The 19,318-nt window shown below is 74.1% G+C and carries 18 protein-coding genes and 2 rRNA genes; 9 read left to right on the top strand and 11 right to left on the bottom strand.

Annotation, left to right across the window (positions count from 1 at the left end; all coding sequences use genetic code 11):
* Positions 1 to 64 precede the first annotated feature (64 nt).
* From ABL57_RS12560 to ABL57_RS12575, 4 genes are all read right to left on the bottom strand, one after another.
* Positions 65 to 544: a hypothetical protein gene (locus ABL57_RS12560; protein WP_047803809.1), complete on the bottom strand. Its 480-nt coding sequence runs from the start codon at positions 542 to 544 to the stop codon at positions 65 to 67.
* 411 nt (positions 545 to 955) lie between these two features.
* Positions 956 to 1,261: a hypothetical protein gene (locus tag ABL57_RS12565; RefSeq protein WP_047803810.1), complete on the bottom strand. Its 306-nt coding sequence runs from the start codon at positions 1,259 to 1,261 to the stop codon at positions 956 to 958.
* A 36-nt stretch (positions 1,262 to 1,297) separates the two neighbouring features.
* Positions 1,298 to 3,010: an ABC-F family ATP-binding cassette domain-containing protein gene (locus tag ABL57_RS12570; RefSeq protein ID WP_082157427.1), complete on the bottom strand. Its 1,713-nt coding sequence runs from the start codon at positions 3,008 to 3,010 to the stop codon at positions 1,298 to 1,300.
* Between the two features lie 224 nt (positions 3,011 to 3,234).
* Positions 3,235 to 3,909: a haloacid dehalogenase type II gene (locus ABL57_RS12575; RefSeq protein ID WP_053004955.1), complete on the bottom strand. Its 675-nt coding sequence runs from the start codon at positions 3,907 to 3,909 to the stop codon at positions 3,235 to 3,237.
* Between the two features lie 224 nt (positions 3,910 to 4,133).
* On the opposite strand from ABL57_RS12575, the gene ABL57_RS12580 reads away from it, so the two are divergent.
* Positions 4,134 to 4,928 carry a ferritin-like domain-containing protein gene (locus tag ABL57_RS12580; protein WP_047803811.1) on the top strand — a complete coding sequence of 265 codons (795 nt, stop codon included), beginning with the start codon at positions 4,134 to 4,136 and terminating at the stop codon, positions 4,926 to 4,928.
* Positions 4,925 to 5,740, top strand: coding sequence for a hypothetical protein (locus ABL57_RS12585; RefSeq protein ID WP_047803812.1), 816 nt, complete (start codon positions 4,925 to 4,927; stop codon positions 5,738 to 5,740). The genes ABL57_RS12580 and ABL57_RS12585 overlap by 4 nt, the downstream gene beginning before the upstream one ends.
* Positions 5,741 to 5,761: 21 nt before the next feature.
* Here the strand turns inward: ABL57_RS12585 and ABL57_RS20775 are convergent, their stop codons facing one another.
* The gene (locus tag ABL57_RS20775; protein ID WP_053004950.1) at positions 5,762 to 6,241 is read right to left on the bottom strand and encodes a GNAT family N-acetyltransferase; all 480 of its coding nucleotides are present in this window, start codon (positions 6,239 to 6,241) and stop codon (positions 5,762 to 5,764) included.
* 343 nt (positions 6,242 to 6,584) lie between these two features.
* Between ABL57_RS20775 and ABL57_RS20780 the strand changes: the two genes are divergently transcribed.
* The 3 genes from ABL57_RS20780 to ABL57_RS20790 all read left to right on the top strand — a co-directional run bounded on the left by ABL57_RS20780 (position 6,585) and on the right by ABL57_RS20790 (position 9,640).
* On the top strand, positions 6,585 to 7,637 hold the full coding sequence (locus tag ABL57_RS20780) for a helix-turn-helix transcriptional regulator (protein WP_053004951.1): 1,053 nt from the start codon (positions 6,585 to 6,587) through the stop codon (positions 7,635 to 7,637).
* A gap of 66 nt (positions 7,638 to 7,703) precedes the next feature.
* Positions 7,704 to 8,663 (top strand): AraC family transcriptional regulator, encoded by a 960-nt coding sequence (locus ABL57_RS20785; RefSeq protein WP_082157428.1) that lies wholly within the window; start codon positions 7,704 to 7,706, stop codon positions 8,661 to 8,663.
* A gap of 20 nt (positions 8,664 to 8,683) precedes the next feature.
* Entirely contained in the window at positions 8,684 to 9,640 is a 957-nt protein-coding gene (locus ABL57_RS20790) for a helix-turn-helix transcriptional regulator (RefSeq protein WP_053004953.1), read from the top strand.
* 54 nt (positions 9,641 to 9,694) lie between these two features.
* On the opposite strand, the gene ABL57_RS12610 is transcribed toward ABL57_RS20790, so the two are convergent.
* Complete coding sequence (locus ABL57_RS12610; RefSeq protein WP_238986049.1) at positions 9,695 to 10,390, bottom strand: SCO1664 family protein; 696 nt, start codon at positions 10,388 to 10,390, stop codon at positions 9,695 to 9,697.
* Positions 10,391 to 10,400: 10 nt separating this feature from the next.
* On the bottom strand, positions 10,401 to 11,045 hold the full coding sequence (locus ABL57_RS12615) for an MSMEG_4193 family putative phosphomutase (RefSeq protein WP_047803813.1): 645 nt from the start codon (positions 11,043 to 11,045) through the stop codon (positions 10,401 to 10,403).
* A gap of 106 nt (positions 11,046 to 11,151) precedes the next feature.
* Between ABL57_RS12615 and ABL57_RS12620 the strand changes: the two genes are divergently transcribed.
* Entirely contained in the window at positions 11,152 to 12,561 is a 1,410-nt protein-coding gene (locus tag ABL57_RS12620; protein ID WP_047803814.1) for a sigma 54-interacting transcriptional regulator, read from the top strand.
* A 40-nt stretch (positions 12,562 to 12,601) separates the two neighbouring features.
* Complete coding sequence (locus ABL57_RS12625) at positions 12,602 to 14,602, top strand: VWA domain-containing protein (RefSeq protein ID WP_047803815.1); 2,001 nt, start codon at positions 12,602 to 12,604, stop codon at positions 14,600 to 14,602.
* A gap of 120 nt (positions 14,603 to 14,722) precedes the next feature.
* On the opposite strand, the gene ABL57_RS12630 is transcribed toward ABL57_RS12625, so the two are convergent.
* Positions 14,723 to 15,829, bottom strand: a complete 1,107-nt coding sequence (locus ABL57_RS12630; RefSeq protein WP_047803816.1) for a DUF808 domain-containing protein — start codon at positions 15,827 to 15,829, stop codon at positions 14,723 to 14,725.
* Between the two features lie 196 nt (positions 15,830 to 16,025).
* On the opposite strand from ABL57_RS12630, the gene ABL57_RS12635 reads away from it, so the two are divergent.
* Complete coding sequence (locus tag ABL57_RS12635; protein ID WP_047803817.1) at positions 16,026 to 16,619, top strand: TetR/AcrR family transcriptional regulator; 594 nt, start codon at positions 16,026 to 16,028, stop codon at positions 16,617 to 16,619.
* Complete coding sequence (locus tag ABL57_RS12640; RefSeq protein ID WP_338130234.1) at positions 16,616 to 17,728, top strand: EamA family transporter; 1,113 nt, start codon at positions 16,616 to 16,618, stop codon at positions 17,726 to 17,728. Before ABL57_RS12635 ends, ABL57_RS12640 begins: the two co-directional genes overlap by 4 nt.
* Positions 17,729 to 17,740: 12 nt before the next feature.
* Here the strand turns inward: ABL57_RS12640 and ABL57_RS12645 are convergent, their stop codons facing one another.
* The 3 genes from ABL57_RS12645 to ABL57_RS12655 all read right to left on the bottom strand — a co-directional run.
* On the bottom strand, positions 17,741 to 18,229 hold the full coding sequence (locus tag ABL57_RS12645; RefSeq protein WP_053004954.1) for a GNAT family N-acetyltransferase: 489 nt from the start codon (positions 18,227 to 18,229) through the stop codon (positions 17,741 to 17,743).
* Between the two features lie 138 nt (positions 18,230 to 18,367).
* Positions 18,368 to 18,484 (bottom strand): 5S ribosomal RNA (gene rrf / locus ABL57_RS12650).
* A 205-nt stretch (positions 18,485 to 18,689) separates the two neighbouring features.
* A 23S ribosomal RNA gene (locus ABL57_RS12655) occupies positions 18,690 to 19,318 on the bottom strand; the annotation flags it as partial.

Consider the following 19,318-nt stretch of genomic DNA (forward strand, 5'->3'; position numbering starts at 1 on the left):
CACGATTCGGACACGACCTCGCCGGAAAGTCCTCCTGCAGGACGTGACGGGCGGAACGCGTTGCTCAGAAGGCGTCGTCGATCGGCACCGGGCGGCCCTGCCGGTCGAGGTAGTAGGCCCCGGCGTCGCCGATGTGGGCGGCGAGCGTGTCCTCGAACGCCTGGTCGGCCCGCTCGTCGTGGTGAGGACCGGGGTGACCGGCCGGCCGGTGGCAGCGCAGGACGTCGGAGCGGTCCTCGAGCCCGCACGTCGCGCCGTCCGCCGCCGGGCGGGCCGGCGGCGCCGGGCGGTCGGCCGCGGTGTCCCGCCCGAGCGCGGCGACGGCCACGAGCAGCAGGGCTGTCGCGGTGACCAGCGGCACGACCGGCGCGACCCGGGTGGACGCGGCCAGGACCAGGGCGAGCACGAGGAGCGCCAGCAGGGCGAGCACGGCGGCCCGTTCGATCGTGCGGTCGGGCGCACGGTGGCGCCCCGTCCCCCGGTCGGAGGCGCGGCGCGCGGTCCCGGGCACCTCGGGCAGTTCGGGAACGAGTGGCGTGGTCACGGCGGTCCTTTCGCGTCCGGCCCGTCCGCGGCGCACGACCGTCAGGACGAGCGGCACGGACCGGCGAGCGGCCCCGGCGGGCGGCCTCGGCCGGAGTCCCCCCGATCGCCCGTGCCGGGGATGGCCTCATCCTGACCCCGCGGGGCGGCCGACCGGAACCGTGTGCTCGTCCGTGACCCGCCTGCGACGACGCCGGGCACCCGTGGTCACCGGTCGGCGCCGCGGCGGGGCGGACCCGTGCCCCCGCGCTGACGTGCGGTGCCGCCGCGCACTGGGGGTCGCCGGTCCCCGCAGGAGCGCGCCGTCCGGCCCTGCCCCCTCTTGTGGGGCTGGACCGGACGGCGGTCGATCAGGGCGGGCACGGCGCGCTCGCGCCCGCGCGGAGCCGAGCGGAGCAGGGCCCCGGCGGGGTCAGTTCCCGCCCTGTCCCTCCTCCTGCTGGCCGTCCTCGTAGGGCAGCTCGCCCTCCGTGGCGCTCTCCTCCTCCGGCGTGCTCTCCTCCTCGCCGATGGTCTCCCCGCTGCCGGCGGTCTCCTCGCTCTCGGCGGTCTCCTGGGTGCCGGCGGTCTCCTCGGTCCCGGTGGTGGCCTCCTGCTCGATGCCCTCCTCGCCTCCCGGCTCCGTGTTGTCGCACCCGGTGACGCCCAGCGCCGCGAACGGCAGGGTCGCGATCACCAGCACCTTCCGCCACCAGTTCCTGTCCGCTGCTGCGGCCATGTCTCCTCCTCCGTGGGTTGTCGACGGACCTCAACACTAAGCCAGCTTCCGAACGCCCTCAAGGGTCGCCCCGCGCCCCACCGCGGACCTGTCCGCCGCGGCGGGCCGCACCGAGAGCACCCGGCCGGTCCAGCGCCGCCGGATCCACCGGTCGTGGGTGGCCAGCACCACGGTGCCCGGGAAGTCCTCCAGGGCCTGCTCGAGCTCCTCCGCCAGCGCCAGGGACAGGTGGTTGGTCGGCTCGTCCAGCAGCAGCAGCGGGGCGGGATCGGCGACCAGGGCCGCGAGCGCCACCCGGCGGCGCTGGCCGGGGGACAGCTCCCCGAGGGGGCGGGCGGCGTCCTCGTCCCGCAGCAGCCCGAGGTCGCGCAGGGTCGGGGCGCGGACGGGGTCCCGCAGGCGGGCGCGGTAGGCCGCCTCGGCGGGCACCGCGAGGTCCGGCCAGTCGTCCTCCTGGGCCAGGCGCCCGACGACGGCGCCGCCCCGACGCTCCACGGTGCCCGCGTCGGGGCGCAGCTCGCCCGCCAGCACGGAGAGCAGCGTGGACTTCCCCGTGCCGTTCGGGCCCTGGACCAGCACCCGGTCCCCGGCGTGCAGCACCAGGTCGGTCGGGGCCAGCCGCCCCGCGACGGCCGCCCCGCTCAGCCGGAGCAGGGTGCCGGCGGCGTCGTCGTCCGCGGTCCCGGCGATCCCCGCGAAGCGCAGCGGGGCCGGCGGCGCGCCGACGGCGGTGCGCTCGAGCGCATCGAGCCGCTGGCGGGCCGAGCGGACCCGGCCGCCGATGGTCTTGGCGGCGCGGTCGCTGTAGAACTTGCGCGTGATGCGGCCCTCGGACTTGGGAGCGGTGGTGTGGAAGATCTCCCGCCCGGAGACGTCGACGACCTCCTGCAGCCGCTGCCGCTCCTCCTGCTGGGCCGTGAAGCGCTCGCCCCAGCGGCGGCGGGCGGACTCGCGCCGGCCCAGGTAGGCCGAGTAGCCGCCGGTGGACACGGTGCCCTGCCGGGCCGGGCCGCCGGCGGACTCGTCCGGGCCCAGCGCGGGGTCGAGGTCGACCACCCCGGTGGCGGCGGCGTCCAGGAACCAGCGGTCGTGGCTGGCCATGAGCACGGGCCCCCGCCAGGCGGCCAGCTCGGCCACGAGGAAGTCCACGGCGGCGTCGTCGAGGTGGTTGGTCGGCTCGTCGAGCAGCAGGGCCGTGGGCCGGGACAGCAGCAGCGCGGCGAGGGCGAGCCGCCGCTGCTGGCCGCCGGAGACCTCCCCGATCCGGCGGTCCCGGGGCAGCCCGCCGAGGCCCAGGCCGCCGAGGACCGCCTCGATCCGGGCGTCGAGGGCCCAGAGGCCCTGGCGTTCCGCGTCGCGCAGGACGGTGTCGTAGGCGTCGGCGGTCGCCGGGTCGCCGGGGTCCTGGGCGATCCCGGCGGCGAGCGCGGCGAGGCGGTGCTCCAGGGCGCGGACGTCGGCGACGGCGTCCTCGACCACCGTCCCCACCGTGACCCGCCCGGGCAGGTCCAGCTGCTGCCGGAGCAGCCCGGTGCGCTCGGGGCGGTGGACGGTGCCGGCGGCGGGCACCAGCAGACCGGCGGCCAGGTGCAGCAGGGTGGTCTTGCCGGCGCCGTTCTCGCCGATGAGGCCGATGCGCCCACCGGCCGGAACGGTCAGGGAGACGTCGGTGAGGACGCGGCGGCCGGGAAAGCCGAAGGCGACGCCGTCCAGGCGCAGGTGCAGGGGGCGGTGCGGGGCCGAGGCCATGGTGGGGTCCTGTCGATGCGGGAGCGGGGCCCGCCGGGCCGGTGCGGCACCGGATGCGCGGAGCCGCACGGGCTCGGATCGACGGTGCCGGCCGCGGACGCGGGCCGGGGCATCAGGACGAGAACATGGCCCCAAGCTACGCCGGCGGCCGCCGCGCGGCAAGGACCCGGGCGACGACGGCGTCCAGGCGGCCGGCGCGGTGCGGCGGGTCGCGGCACCGCGGATCAGGCCGGGGAGCCGCCCAGCTGGGCGGCCAGGGACGGGAGGTCGGCCACCTCGAGGTCCGGCTGGGCGAAGTAGCCCGGGTACTGGGCTCCGGTGCGGTTGAGCCACGCCGTCCGCAGTCCCGCCTCGTGCGCCCCGTGGACGTCCCACGGGTGCACGGCGACCAGCAGCATCTGCTCGGCCGGGCGGCCGCACTGCGCCGCGGCGTAGGCGTAGGCGGACCGGGCCGGCTTCCAGGCCGGGGCGTCGTCGACGCTGAGCAGGGTCCGGAAGCGCTCCCGGACCCCGGCCCGGCCGAGCAGGCCCTCGGCCACGCTCGCGGAACCGTTGCTCAGCGTGACCAGCTCGGCCAGCGGGCTCAGGGCCTCGATCCCGGCGACGACGTCGGGGTGCACCTCCAGGCTCCTGAGCGCGGACAGGATCGAGCCCGCGGCGGCCTCGTCCGCCCCGTCGCCGGCCTCCGCCAGCAGGCGCACGAGGCTGTCCTGGGCGATCTCGGCGAAGCCCGCGTTGCCGCCGGCGGCCGTGACGGCGAAGCCGTCGCGGAGGATGCCGGCGAACCAGACCTGCGCCAGGTGGGCGGGGGCGCCGGCCGCGGCGAAGGCCTCCCCCAGCGGGGCCATGTCCGACAGGGTCTCGTTGACGTCGAAGACGATCGTCCGGGGACTGCTCACCACGTTCTCACCTCACGGTTGTCGATGCTGTGCACGGGTCCGGTGCACGGCCGGGCGGCGTGCTGACGAGCCTACGGTCCACCGCCCCGGCGGGCCGCCGGAGCGGACCCGGCCCCGCCGTCGTCACGCCCCCGGCCGGGCCGGGGTGCCGGCCACCCATCCGCTGCGCCACCGGCTCCGAATACTTCCACGAGACCGCCCCCACGACCAGAGGAAGTGATGTCATGGCCTTCGACATCGACCGCTTCGCCCACGAGTCCACCAGCGTGCACTGGGAGGACCTCGGGCTCGACGCGTTCCGCGAGGACCCGCTGCCCCCGGAGACGCTGCGCACCCTGCGCTACATGTGCGACGTCGAGTTCCACACCGTCTGCTACCTGCGGGACATGCTCGTCAGCCCGTCCCGCCGGGACCCCGAGGTCGCCACCTTCATGACCATCTGGAACCACGAGGAGTTCTGGCACGGCGAGGCCCTCGCCCACGTCCTGGACCTGCACGGGATCACCGTGACCTTCGACGAGGTCAAGGCCAAGCGCGTGAAGCTGGGCTGGCGGGACCGGATCAGCCCGGTGAAGCAGTCGCTGCTGTCCAACATCGTGGGCACGGACTTCGTCGCCGTGCACATGCTCTGGGGCGCGGTGAACGAGCGCTCGGCCGCCGCCGGCTACCGGCGGCTGGCCGCGCTGGAGGACCACCCCGTGCTCGCCCCGCTGGTCCGGCGCATCGCCGCGCAGGAGACCAAGCACATCGCCTTCTACACCACCCAGGCCCGGGCCCGGCTGCAGGACAACCCGCGGGCGCAGAAGCTGGCGCGCCTGGCGCTGCGCACCGCGTGGCAGCCGGTCGGCTCCGGCGTCTCGCCCGAGGAGGAGGTCACCCACGTGATGACCCATCTCTTCGCCGGGCCCGAGGGGCGCAAGGAGATCGAGGCCATCGACCGGCAGATCGCCAAGCTGCCCGGGATGGAGGGGCTCACCGTGGTCGCCGACGCCCTGGACGCCCGGGGCGTGCCGGCGTGAGCGACCCGACCGGGTTCGACGTGCGCGCCTACATGCGCGACCCGCTCCAGGTGCGCCCCACCGACCTCGACCTGCCCGCCCTGGGCGACCTGGACCCGGCCACCCTGGAGGCGCTCACCCACCTGGAGGCCGCCGAGCGCGCCCTGCTGCACCGCATGCGGGACTTCCTGGTGACCCCCACCCATGCGGAGTCGAGGGTGACGGCCTTCCTCACCACCTGGGCCTACGAGCAGCACTGGCTCGTCCAGACCCTGGGAGCGGTCCTGGCCGCCAACGGCCGCGCCGCCGGGCAGGACCGGGCCACAGCCCTCGGGCGCCTGCGCCGCGCCCGGGACGAGCGCCTCGGCCCGGTGCTCGGCGCAATCGCCAGCAACCTCCTGGGCGCCGAGACCACCGCCGCCCAGATGCTCACCAGCCGGCTCGACACCGCGGTGCTCGCCGAGTCCTACCGCCGGCTGGGGGCGGCCGAACCGCGGCTGGCCGCCACGACCGGGGCCGTGGTGCGGCTCAAGGAACGCCACCTCGCGTTCTTCACCGCCGAGGCCCGGACCCGGCTCGCCGCCGGCCCGGGCGCGCGGCGGCTGGCGCGGATCGCGGTGTCCCGGTGGCAGTGGCCCGGCACCCGCTACACCGCCCGCAGGACGCGGACCCGCCCGGCCGCGGACCCGGAGGTCCGCGCCGCCCTGCTGGGGCTCCACCCGGAGCTCGGCCTCGGGCTGCACCCGGAGCGCGCAGCCGGTGCGGCGGCCCGGCGGGGACCGTACGGCACCCGGTCGGTGCGCACAGCGCTCGCCCGCATCACCCGCGGCTGAGCCCTCCCCGAGGGCATGCCCTCACGGGCGGGCGCCGAGCACCTTGGCGAAGGGCGAGGAGCCGTCACGGGCGTAGCCGTGGCGCTGCCAGAACCCGTGCAGGTCCTCGTGGCGCCGGGAGGGGATGACGATCTCCAAGGTGTGCGCCCCCATCTGCCGGGCCAGTTCCTCGCACCGGTCCAGCAGACGGGACCCGATCCGCTCGTCCCGGTGCTCCTCGTCCACGACCAGCGCCGTGACGCTCGCCCGCACCGCGTCCTCGGGCGTCTGCCGCGGGGACAGGTAGACGTGCGCGGCCCCGACCGGGATGTCGTGGAGCGTGGCGACCACGTGGTCCTCGGTCGCGGGCTCGGCCCGGAGTCGCGTGCGGATCCACTCGGGGTTGAGGCTGTACCCCACCTGGTCGGCGAGGTCCATGAGCAGGAACATGTCGGAGACCCGGGCCGGGCGCAGGACCACCTGCGCCGCCCGGTTCGCACCGGCAGGCTGTGGAATGGTCAAGACGCCCTCCTCACTCGTCGTGCAGAGCCCCGGGACGGCAGCCGCCCCGGATCTCCCCGGACGGTCCGGCCGCGAGATGTCGGATCATGACGGCCCGCTGGGCGCACCTTAGTTCGAAAAACGCAATGTCTCTTGACAAGAGTAGATCGCGCGCGCCCCCTCTGGCCAGAGGTCGGGGGTCTTCGTGCGGGATCGGTGTCCGGCGGTGCGCGGGTCGTGGTGACTACACTGACAAGTGCACCGGTGCACCCGCCCCCGGGCTGCAGAGCGCAGCGCGGGACCGCTCCACACCGGCAGGTCAAGCAGACGGCCGGAGCGTTCGCCGCACCCGAAGGACTCCTCCATGCCTCGTCCCGCCCCCGACGCGCAGGTCTCGATCCCGCCGGACGTCCCCTCCGCGCCCGTGTCCCGCCGCGCGTGGGGGGCGGACGAGACGGCGCACCGGCGACCGGCCGTGCGCAAGCTCCGGTTCGTCTCCCACGACCCGTCGGAGGGCGTCGAGGTCCTCGAGCGCGTCTATGCCGCCCGGGTCCGGGTGTCCCCGGGCAACCCCTTCTCCATGCACCAGGCCCTGGGGGCGGTGGAGCGGCTGAGCCTGGAGCGGGTGCGCCTCAGCGGCGCGCCCGCCGCGGCCCTGATCGACGCCCCGGGCACCCTGCGCGTCGCACGGGTGCTGGGCGGCCGGCTCGCCTTCACGGACGCCACGTCCACCGCGGCCGGCCCCAGCCCGTTCCTCTTCCCGGTGCGTTCCTACACCTGCCGGTGGGACGAACTGGACCTGCTGACGCTCTCCCTGGACCTGGCCGCCGTGGAGGCGCACGCGGCCGGCCTGCTGGACGCCGAGGACTTCCGCCTGCGCTTCACGGCCGCCGAACCGGTCAGCCCCGCCATGGCCAGGTACCTGGCCGGGTCCGTGACCGCCCTGGGGCAGCACCAGCTGGGCAACGAGCAGGCCATGGCCAGCCCGCTCGTGCGCGCCGAGACGTTCCGGGCCCTGGCCACCGCGGTGCTGCACGCGTTCCCGAACAGCTTCCTCGAACGCTCGGCCGTGCCCGAGCCGGAGCGTGCGGCGCCCGCCGGAGTGCGCCGGGCGGTGTCGTTCATGGAGGAGCACGCCGCGGAGGACATCGGCCTGGGCGAGATCGCCCGTGCGGCCCGGATGAGCCCGCGAGGACTGCAGGCGGCCTTCCGCCGGGAGCTGTCCACCACCCCCCTGGCCCACCTGCGCACGCTGCGCCTCGAAGCGGTGCGCGCCGAGCTGCTGACCACGGACCCCGGGGCCGGCGCCACCGTGGCGGAGGTCGCCGGCCGGTGGGGCTTCAGCCATCCCGGGCGCTTCGCCGCCGCCTACCGGGAGCGGTTCGGCGAGAATCCCGCCGCCACTCTGCGCGGCTGAGAGCAGGACGGGTTCCCGCGCGCGGAACGGTCGACGCGGCGCGCGCCGAGGCGTAGCGTTTCAGGCATGAACTGCCAGGTGCGGCGTTCCGTGTTCAGCACCCGGGACCCGGCCGAGGGCGTCGCCGTGCTCGACGAGGTCTTCGCCATCCGGGACGTGCGCAGGGACCGGGACGGCCGGTTCTCGATGGACCTGTCCGAGACCGCGGTGGGCCCGGTGAGCTACGAGCGGGTCCGGCTCATGGGCTCCTCCACGACCGGGCGCACGGACGGGGCCGGGGTGCTGCGGGTGTGCCACGTGACGCAGGGTGCCGTCAGCGCCGTCAGCGCCGGCGACCGCTTTCCGCGGACCGGGCCCTTCCTCTTCCCCCAGCGCACGTACACCAGCTGGTGGGAGGACATCGAGGCCATGACGGTGGCCGTGGACCCCGCGGCGGCGGAGGCCCACGCACGGGGGCTGCTCGGGGACGAGACCTTCCGGCTCGCCTTCGCCGGGTCCCGCCCGGTCTCCGCGGCCATGTCCCGGTACTGGCTGGGCACCGTCGCCCACCTCGGCCGGAACCTGCTGGCCGACGACGAGGCGCTGACCAGCCCGCTCCTCCGGGCCGAGCTCACCCGCTCCCTCACCACCGCGCTGCTGCACACCTTCCCCGGCTCGTTCCTCGACCGGAGCCAGGCCCTGCCCGGGCAGTCCCGCGCCGCTCCGGCGGGGCTCCGGCGCGCGGTGGCCTACATCGACGAGCACGTGGACGCGGACATCGGCCTCGCCGAGATCGCCGCGGCCGCCGGGATGAGCGTGCGCGGGCTCCAGGCGGCCTTCCGGCGCGAACTGGACACCACCCCGACCGCCCATCTGCGCGCCGCCCGGCTGGACGCCGCCCACCGGGACCTGGTCGCCGCCGACCCCAGCACCGGGGCGACCGTGGAGGTCGTCGCCGCGCGGTGGGGCTTCACACACCGCGGGCGCTTCGCCGCCGCCTACCGGGACCGGTACGGGCGATCCCCGGCCGTCACGCTGCGCACCTGACCCCACGAGAGGACCAGAGGATGACACCCGCCACACCGGTGAGCCTGCACCTCGCGACCACCGATCCCGACACGGCCAACGAGGCGCTCCAGCAGGTCTACTCCCGCGCGCGGATGGGCACGGTCCGGGACCGGACGTCCTTCCTGTACAGCCAGGACGTGGACGGCGACTCCGACCTCAACCTGGGGCAGCTCACCTTCCGCGGCAGGATCGCCGGGCACATGGTCGTCGACGGCGCCTTCTCGGTCATGCTGCCGCGCGCCGGAGGAGTCAGCTGGCGGATCGACGGGCGGGCCGGAGGCGGACCGGGCCTGTTCCTGCTCCAGCCGGGACAGGAGTACTACGGCGAGGTGGACCGGCTGTCGGTCGCCTCGGTGAACCTCGGCCCGGAGACCCTGCGCCGCACGGCCCGGGACCTCCACGGCGACGAGTCGCTCGAGGTGGCCTTCGACGGCCCGCACCCGGTCTCCCCGGGGCGCGCGCGGTACTGGCGCAGCACCCACGAGTTCGTGTCACAGGCCCTGACCGACCCCGCCGTCGCCGCCGTCCCCCTGCTGCGCACCGACCTGCTCCGGAGGATGTCGGTGGCGACCCTGGAGACCTTCGCCTTCCTCGGCGACCCGCGCACCCGTCGCACCTCGACCACCGACCGGCAGTCCGCCTACCGGCGTGCCGTGGAGTACATGCGGGCGCAGCTGTCCTCGCCGATCACCGTGGAGGACGTCGCCCGCCACGCAGGCCTGAGCACGATCGAGCTCACCCGCGCCTTCCGCTCCCACACCGGGACGACGCCGGGGGGCTGTCTCCGCGAGCTGCGGCTCGCGGCGGCCCACCAGGACCTCCTGCAGGCGGACCCCGAGGCGGGCGACACGGTCCGGGCCATCGCCCTGCGCTGGGGGATGGTGCACTCCGGGGACTTCGCCCGCCGCCACCGGCAGGTCTACGGCGAGAGCCCGGTCGAGACGCTGCGCCGCTAGACGTCCCGTGCCACCGCGCCGCGGCGGCACGGGACACCGGCAGGGTCCGGGATCCTAGAGCAGCGGCCAGGGAACCCGGCGCCCCGTGACGTCGACGGGCAGGACCGGACGCTCCAGCAGCCGGCACACCCGCTGCCGGAGCGCGGCGGCCTCCGGGGCGGTGAGCAGGTCGGCCAGCTCGTCCGGGACGGACTCCGCCAGGGGTGCGAGGGCCGCCAGCAGGCCCTCGGGGACCGGGTCGCCGCCGAAGTCCCACACCACCGTGCGCAGCTTGTAGCCGGCCGCGAAGCACAGGCCGTGGTCGATCCCCCACACCCGGCCGTCGGTCCCGCGCAGCACGTGCCCGCCCTTGCGGTCGGCGTTGTTCGCCACGACGTCGAAGAGCGCGATCCGGCGCAGCGCCTCGTGGCTGCCGGGGACGCCGTCGTACAGGGTGAAGTAGTGCGCCAGCGGATCGTGCTCCACGAACAGCTGCAGGGAGCCGACGCCGAACGGCCCGTCCTCGCGCAGCACGGTGGGCGGGACGATCCCCCAGCCCAGGATCTCGCTGAGCAGGTACGCGGCGCGCTCCCGCCGGTGCAGCCCCGGGGGGAAGTCGACCAGCGGCCGCTCCCCCTCCCGCGGCTTGTAGACGGCCCAGGCGGAACGGTCCTCCAGGCACACCTGCACGAGCAGCGCGGAGTTGCTGCTGCCCCGGATCATCCCGAGCAGCTCCATCCGCCCCTCCGCGAGCAGAGCGAGCTCGCTCACCGGGACCTGCTCACGAGACCCTCAGCCCGCTCAGCGGTTCGTGGGTGGAGTTGAGCGTGAGCACGGCCGGTGCCTGCCCCGGCGCGTAGGAGATCGCCGAGACCGAGCACGGGCTGACCACGATCCGCTGGAAGAGGTCCAGGTGCGTCCCGAGGGCGTGCGCGAGGGCCGCCTTGATGGGGTCCGCGTGCGAGAAGCACACCACGACCCCGCCCTCGTGCTCGGCGCGGGCCCGGTCGACGGCGCCCACCATCCGGGCCTGCATCTCGGGGAAGCTCTCCCCGCCGGGGAAGCGGAAGGTCGACGGCGCGCGCTGGACCGTGGACCAGGCCGAGAGCCGGGACAGCCGGGAGAGCTCCGCCCCGGTCCACTCCCCGAAGTCGCACTCGAGCAGCCCGGGGTCCACGACGGCCGCCCGGCCGGTCCGGGCCTCGGTGGGCTCCGCCGTCTCCCGGGTGCGCTCGAGGGGGGACGTGAGCACCGCGTCGACGGGCACCCCCGCGAGCCGCTCGGCGACCTGCTCGGCCTGGGCGCGGCCGTGGTCGGACAGGTGCAGGCCCGGCGCCCGCCCCGGCAGGACCTTGCCGGTGGTGGGCGTCTCGCCGTGGCGCACGAGCAGCACGAGCGTGCTCCGGGGCCTCTTCCGCGTTGCCATGATGTACCAGCGTACCGATCAGGGTGGCGCTGACCAGAGGGTCTGCGGCCGCGGACTCCGGTCCTCTCGGCACCGGCCCTCTTGACGCCGGGGTTAATGTGGCGCTGTGACTGATCGGACAGATCGACCCGACATCCGGACGCTCGGCGAGCTGCGCGCGGCCGGACACTCCCCCCGGCCGCTGCGCCAGGAGATCCGCGAGAACCTGCTGAGGACGCTGGCGGAGGGCGGTGATCCCTGGCCGGGCCTGCACGGGCTCGGGCGCACGGTCCTGCCCCAGCTGGAGCGGGCGCTGCTGGCCGGCCACGACGTCGTGCTGCTCGGCGAGCGCGGTCAGGGCAAGACGCGGCTGCTGCGCACGCTCGCCGGTCTGCTCGACGAGTGGTCGCCCGCCATCGAGGGCTCGGAGCTCAACGAGCACCCCGAGGAGCCCCTGACGGAGGAGTCCCGGCGGCGCGTGCTGCTCGAGGGCGACGAGCTGCCCGTCGTGTGGCGGCACCGCTCGGAGCGCTACGTGGAGAAGCTCGCGACCCCGGACACCTCCGTGGCCGACCTGATCGGTGACGTGGACCCGATGCGCGTGGCCGAGGGACGCCGGCTCGGGGACCCGGAGACCATCCACTACGGGCTCGTGCCGCGCGCCCACCGCGGCATCGTGGCGATCAACGAGCTGCCCGACCTCGCCGAGCGCATCCAGGTGGCCATGCTCAACGTGATGGAGGAGCGGGACATCCAGATCCGCGGGTACGTCCTGCGGCTGCCGCTGGACGTGCTGGTGGTGGCCACGGCCAACCCCGAGGACTACACGAACCGGGGCCGGATCATCACGCCGCTCAAGGACCGGTTCGGCGCCGAGATCCGCACCCACTACCCGCTGGAGCTGGCGGACGAGATCGCCGTCATCCGCCAGGAGGCGGAGCTGGTCGCGGAGGTCCCCGAGACGATTCTCGAGATCCTGGCCCGCTTCACCCGCCTGCTGCGGGACTCCTCCGCCGTCGACCAGCGCTCGGGGGTCTCGGCCCGGTTCGCCATCGCGGGCGCGGAGACGGTCGCGGCGGCGGCCCTGCGGCGGGCCACGGTGCGCCGCGAGGACGACGCCGTCGCGCGCATGGTCGACGTCGAGACGGCCACCGACGTCCTGGGCGGCAAGATCGAGTTCGAGTCCGGCGAGGAGGGCCGCGAGCGCGCGATCCTCGACCACCTGCTGCGCCGGGCGACCGCCGAGACCGTCCGGGACCGCTTCCGCGGCCTGGACCTCGGCCCGGTCGTGGAGGCCTTCGACGGCCGCACCACGGTCTCCACCGGCGACGACGTCTCGGCCCGGGACTTCCTCGCCGCTCTGCCCGAGCTGCCGGAGTCCGACGGGGACGGCGCGGTCTACGACCAGATCGCGGCCCGGCTCGGGGCCACCAGCGCCGGACAGCGCGCCAGCGCCGTCGAGCTGGCCCTCGAGGGGCTGTTCCTGGCCCAGAAGATCTCCAAGGACTCCGACGAGGACGGCACCATCTACGGCTGACCGCTCGCCGCGTCAGCGCCACGACACGTTAGGGGGCGTCATGCCCGCACACCACCGGTCATCGCGGTACGGACGGTACGCCGGAGGGCCGGACCCACTGGCCCCGCCGGTGGACCTCTCGGAGGCGCTGGCGGCCGTCTCGGAGGACGTCATGGCGGGGTACTCGCCGGAGGAGGCGATGCGGGAGTTCCTTCGCCGGGGCGGACGCGGCCGGGAGGGTCTCGACGACCTGTCCCGGCGCGTGCACCAGCGGCGGCGCGACCTGCTGAAGCAGCACCGCCTGGGCGGCACGCTCGACGAGGCGAAGCAGCTGCTGGAGAGGGCCCTGCGCCTGGAGCGGGAGCAGTTCCTGCGCGACGCCCGGATGGACCCGATGGACCGGTCCTTCCGCGAGATGCAGCTGGACGGGCTGCCCCGCTCCACGGCCGCGGCGGTCAGCGAGCTCGCCTCCTACGACTGGCAGTCCGACTCCGCGCGGGAGGCCTACGAGCAGATCAAGGACCTGCTCGGGCGCGAGATCCTGGACCAGCGCTTCGCCGGCATGAAACAGGCCCTGGAGAACGCCACCGACGCCGACCGGGAGGCGGTGGCCGAGATGCTGCGCGACCTCAACGAGCTGCTGGAGAAGCACGGGCGCGGCGAGGACACCGACGAGGACTTCCAGGACTTCATGGCCAAGCACGGCCAGCACTTCCCGGAGGACCCGCAGTCGGTCGACGAGCTGATCGACGCCCTGGCCCAGCGATCGGCGGCGGCCCAGCGGATGCTGAACTCCATGACCCCCGAGCAGCGCCAGGAGCTGATGCAGCTCTCGGCCCAGGCGTTCGGCTCCCCCGACCTCATGGCGCAGCTGGGCCAGCTCGACGCCAACCTGCAGGCGCTGCGCCCCGGCGAGGACTGGAACGGGTCGGAGCGCTTCCAGGGCGGGGAGGGCCTGGGTCTCGGCGACGGCACGGGGGTGCTGCAGGACATCGCCGAGCTCGACGCGCTGGCCGACGAGCTGTCCCAGCACCACGAGGGCGCGAACCTGGACGACCTCGACCTCGACGCGCTGGCCCGCCAGCTCGGCGACGACGCCGCAGTGTCCGCGCGGACCCTCGCCGAGCTGGAGCGGGCCATGCGGGAGAGCGGCTATCTGCAGCGGGACCAGGACGGGGACCTGCGCCTCTCGCCGCGGGCCGTGCGGCGGCTCGGGAAGTCGCTGCTGCGGGACACCGCCCAGCGGCTCTCCGGGCGGCCCGGCGCCCGGGACACCCGGCTGGCGGGCGCGGCCGGGGAGCCGACCGGCGCCACCCGGGAGTGGCAGTTCGGGGACGCGGAGCCCTGGGACGTCACCCGCACCCTCACCAACGCCATCACCCGGACGGTCGCCGAGGGCGGCGACGCCGGGCGGGGACTGCGGATCGACGTGCGTGACATCGAGGTGGCCGAGACCGAGGCGCGGACCCAGGCCGCCGTCGCGCTGCTCGTGGACACCTCGTTCTCGATGGCCGCCGAAGGACGCTGGGTGCCCATGAAGCGCACCTCCCTGGCGCTGCACCACCTGGTCTCGACCCGGTTCCGGGGGGACCGGCTCCAGCTCATCGGGTTCGGCCGCTACGCCCGGGACCTGCGGATCGAGGAGCTCACGTCCCTGCCGCCGCGGCGGGAGCAGGGCACCAACCTGCACCACGGGCTGCTGCTCGCCACCCGCTTCTTCCGCAAGCACCCCTCCGCCCAGCCCGTGCTGCTCGTCGTCACCGACGGCGAGCCCACGGCCCACCTGCTGCCCGACGGCGAGAGCTGGTTCTCCTGGCCGGCCGAGCCCGCCACCCTGCGCGCCACCGTCCAGGAGCTGGACCGGCTGGGCCGCCTGGGCGCCCAGACGACGTTCTTCCGGCTCGGCGACGACCCGGGGCTGGAGCGGTTCCTGCTGCGGATGGCCGAACGGGTGGACGGGCGGGTGGTCGCCCCGGACCCCGCGGACCTGGGCTCGGCCGTCCTGCAGGAGTACCTCGACGCCCGCTCCAAGGACGCCGACGACGCCGACCCGTGGGGGTAGGTGCGCACCGACCGGAAGCCTGAGGCTGTCCGGGAGGGATCGCCATGAGGGTGCTCGTGCTGGGCGGCATGTCCCCGGCACGTCCCGGGAGGTCGGGCTCCCGGGATCGGCCGGCCGCGGTCACCGGGCCGCCGAGGAACCCCCCTCGCCCGGAGGCGTCCGGCCGGACCCGTCCGGGGCGGCGCCGCCATCCGTGGCCGCGGTGGAGTGCTTGCCGTGGTGCTCGCCGTGGTCCTCGTGCCTGCCGTGCTCGGACTCGTGCTGGCCGGGGGCGGCGTGGTCGGCCTCGTGCTCCCCCTTGCCGAAGGGCAGCAGCTCCCAGACCAGCACCAGGACGGCCCCCCAGACGAGGCCGAGGACCGCGGAGAAGAAGGTGTTCGTGAGCCAGGCGAGCGCCGCGCCGAGACCGCCGGGCACGGCGCCGTGCACGAGCTCCTCGACGTGGTGCACGGCCTCGTAGGGCGGGTGCCAGCCCAGCTCGTCGAGGCCGACGAGGATGATGTGCCCGCCCACCCAGAGCATGGCGGCGGTGCCCACCACCGAGATCACCGCGAGCAGCCCGGGCATGCCCTTGACCAGGCCGTGGCCGATCTTCTGGCTGGTCGGGGAGGACCGCTCGGCCAGGTGCAGACCGAAGTCGTCCATCCGGATGATCAGGGCCACCACGCCGTAGACCAGGACGGTGATGCCGATGGCCACCACCACGAGGATGGCCGCTCTGGAGAACAGCGGCTCGTCGGCGACCTCGTTGAGGGAGATCACCATGATCTCGGCGGAGAGGATCAGGTCGGTGCGCACCGCGCCGCCGACCATCGTGTCCTCCGCGCTCTTGCCCTTCTCGACCACAGGCGTCTTCGTCTTGGGCCCGTGGCCGGAGACCTTGGCCCAGATCTTCTCGGCGCCCTCGAAGCACAGGTAGCTGCCGCCGAGCATGAGGATGGGGGTCAGCAGCCACGGCGCGAACTGGCTCAGCAGAAGGATGGCCGGGAGGATGAAGACCAGCTTGTTGCGCAGCGAGCCCTTGGTGATGCGCCAGATGATGGGCAGCTCGCGCGCCGGGGTGACGTCCTGGACGTACTGCGGGGTCACAGCGGTGTCGTCGACGACGACGCCGGCCGCCTTCATGCTCGCCCGGCCCGCGGCCGCGCCGATGTCGTCCACGGAGGCGGCGGTGACGCGGGCCAGGGCGGCGACGTCGTCCAGCAGGGCCATCAGACCGCCGCTCATCGGAGGACCTCCGGCGCGGTCTCAACAGGGGCGGTCGGAGCCGCAGTGGTGATCAGCATGTTGACAGAGTAGGTCCTCGGAGGGCCGGATGCGCCCCCGGGAGCGTCCGGCGCCGGCACGAATTGCGGACGGCCCCGCCCGCACCCCGCACCCCTAATAGGTAGACTGGTCTAACCAGCTCCGAGGAGGTCGTTCCATGAGCACGGACCAGCACGCCGTGGACCGTCGTCAAGGATCCGCGCGGTCGCGGATCCTGCAGGCCGCAGCCGCGCGCTTCTACGCCGACGGCATCGCCGCCACCGGCATCGACGCGATCACCGCGTCGGCGGGGGTGGCCAAGATGAGCCTGTACAACAACTTCGCCTCCAAGGCGGCCCTGGTCGAGGCCTACGTCGAGGCCCGCCACGAGGAGTGGCTCCAGCTGTACCGGGCCCGCGTGCAGGACACCAGCACCCCGCAGGAGCGCGTCCTGGCGGTCTTCGACGCCTACGCCGACCACGCGGCGGCCGCCTACGAGCAAGGGTTCCGGGGTTGCGGGCTGCTCAACGCGGCCGCCGAGCTCTCCGCCGCGGACCCGGCGCGGACCGCCGTGCGCCGCCACAAGGAGCAGGTCGAGCAGCTCCTGCTCGACCCGCTGGGCGAACTGACCGACCCGGCCACCGCCCATCGGTTGGCGGAGCACCTGAGCTTCCTGCTGGAGGGCTCCATGGCCCGCGCCGGGCTCGAGGGCGAGCCGACCCGCCTGGTGCGTGCCCGCGCGATCGCCGCCGACCTGCTGGCCGCCCGGTGAGGGGCCGGGCCGGCGGCATCGCCGCGATCCTGGTGACCTCGGTCCTGTGGGGGACGACCGGGACCGCCGCGACCTTCGCCCCCGCGGCCGGGCCCCTGGCCATCGGCGCCGCCGCCCTGGGCATCGGCGGGCTCCTGCAGGCCGCCATCGCCCTGCCCGCCCTGCGCCGCGCCCAGCAGGCGCTGCGGACGCACGCGGGCCTGGTGGCGCTCGGCGCCGTCGCGGTGGCGATCTATCCTCTGGCGTTCTACAGCTCGATGCGCCTGGGTGGGGTCGCGATCGGCACGGTGGTCTCCCTGGCCTCCGCGCCGCTCGCCTCCGGCGTCCTGGAGCGGGTGATCGAACGCCTTCCGCTCAGCCGGTGGTGGAAGCTGGCCGCGCTCCTGGGCATCCTGGGCAGCGGCATGCTCTGCCTGGCGAGGGCCGGGGACTCGGCGGCCTCGGCTCCGGCCACCGCGGCGAGCATCGGGCTCGGCCTGGTCGCCGGCACGACCTATGCGCTCTACTCCTGGGTCGTGCACCGTCTCATGGGCCACGAGGTGGGCCGTGCGGCATCGATGGGCGCGGTCTTCGGCGCCGGCGGGGCGCTGCTGATGCCCGTCCTGCTGCTCACCGGCGCGCCCCTGCTCCACTCGGCGCAGGCGTTCACCGCCGCGGCCTACACGGCCCTGGTGCCGATGTTCCTGGGCTACTTCCTCTTCGGCCTCGGCCTCACCCGGGTGCGTCCGAGCACGGCGACCACCCTCACCCTCACCGAACCGGCTGTCGCCGCCGTGCTGGCCGTGCTCGTGGTGGGTGAGCGGCTGTCGGGTCTCGGCTGGACCGGGTTGACCGTCATCGGCGTCGCGCTGGTCGTCCTCGCCCTCACTCCGGCCAATGTCGAGGCCGACCCCGGTGCCCTCCGGCTCCGTCGAGGCGGTTCCGGCGCCGAGCGGGCCGACGACGTCCGGTCCCGTGCCGATCGGAACAGTGCCGATCGGAACAGTGGTGCCCTGCCCAGCGACGTCCTGTCCGGTGCCATGCCGACGGATGGCCACGGAACCGCGCCGGACAGCACGCACGTCGACAGCTCCACCGGGCCCACTGAGGTGATCACCCGGCGCCCGTGACGCGGGAGACGGTCACAGGACGCGCGGACGCTCCAGATCGAGCACGCGCCAGATGTGCTCACCCACCCTGGTGTCGCGCACCAGACCGGTCTCGCGGAAACCGAGACTGCCGTAGAGCCGCCGCGCAACGGCGTTGTGGGCGTAGACGCCCAGCGTCAGCACCGGCAGGTCCGAGATCCGGAACGCCTCGTGCACCGCGGCGGTCACGAACCGACGGCCCAGCCCGTGCCCCCGCAGCGCCGGATCGACGACGACGCAGCCCAACCGCATCCTGCCTGCCGCTTCGTCCACCAGCAGGGAGCCGTGCCCGGACATCTGCCCCGCGATCGCCGCGGAACCGGACCAGTAGAGCCGGCGCTCGTCCGACAGGTAGGCCTCGAGCTGCGCGCGGTCCAACGGCCAGGCGAAGGTTGGCCCGGACCACAGGAACATGTCGGTCTCGGTGGGGACCCAGGTGCGGAGCACCTCGAGATCCTCGGGGGTGGTCGGCCGCAGGTGCATGCGCTAATGCTAGGCCGGTCGGGCGCTTCTCCTGCGTCGCGTGCAGCCATGAGAAAAGGCCCCGCACCGGTGCTGGTGGGGGCCTGATGTGTGGGGAGCCCCCGCACCGGGTGGTGCGGGGGCTCGACCCTGGGTGTGGTCCGGCGGTGTCCTACTCTCCCACACCCTGGCGGGTGCAGTACCACCGGCGCTGTGGGTCTTAGCTTCCGGGTTCGGGATGGGACCGGGCGTTTCCCCCACGCTATGACCGCCGTAACTCTGTCTCCCCGCCGTGGTCCCTGGCCGGTGGGCCGGGGTGGGGGGGAAATCTGGTCACAGTGATGACTGTGGATGCAATTGTGCGGTTGGTGCAACCGTGACCCCGGGGGGGTTGTTGGTTGGGAGCCGTATAGTGGACGCGGTGTTCTGCGGTGTCCCCGTGCCCCCCGTGTGCCGGTGGCCCGGGGTGGGGGGTGGGGTGTGGGGTAAGTTGTCGGCGTATTAGTACCGGTCGGCTGCACACGTCGTTGGTTCGTGCTTCCACCTCCGGCCTATCAACCCAGTGGTCTCGCTGGGGGCCTCTCACCCTTGCGGGTCTGGAAATCTCATCTCGAAGCGAGCTTCCCGCTTAGATGCTTTCAGCGGTTATCTCTTCCGAACGTAGCGAAGCAGCGGTGCACCTGGCGGTACAACTGCCATACCAGAGGTTCGTCCGTCCCGGTCCTCTCGTACTAAGGACAGGTCTTCTCAAATTTCCTGCGCGCGCAGCGGATAGGGACCGAACTGTCTCACGACGTTCTGAACCCAGCTCGCGTACCGCTTTAATGGGCGAACAGCCCAACCCTTGGGACCAACTCCAGCCCCAGGATGCGACGAGCCGACATCGAGGTGCCAAACCATGCCGTCGATATGGACTCTTGGGCAAGATCAGCCTGTTATCCCCGAGGTACCTTTTATCCGTTGAGCGACGGCCATTCCACAATGTACCGCCGGATCACTAGTCCCGACTTTCGTCCCTGCTCGAGCTGTCGCTCTCACAGTCAAGCTCCCTTGTGCACTTACACTCGACACCTGATTGCCAACCAGGCTGAGGGAACCTTTGGGCGCCTC

It is taken from the genome of Kocuria sp. SM24M-10 (assembly GCF_001027955.1).
In the GTDB taxonomy this organism is placed as follows: domain Bacteria; phylum Actinomycetota; class Actinomycetes; order Actinomycetales; family Micrococcaceae; genus Kocuria; species Kocuria oceani.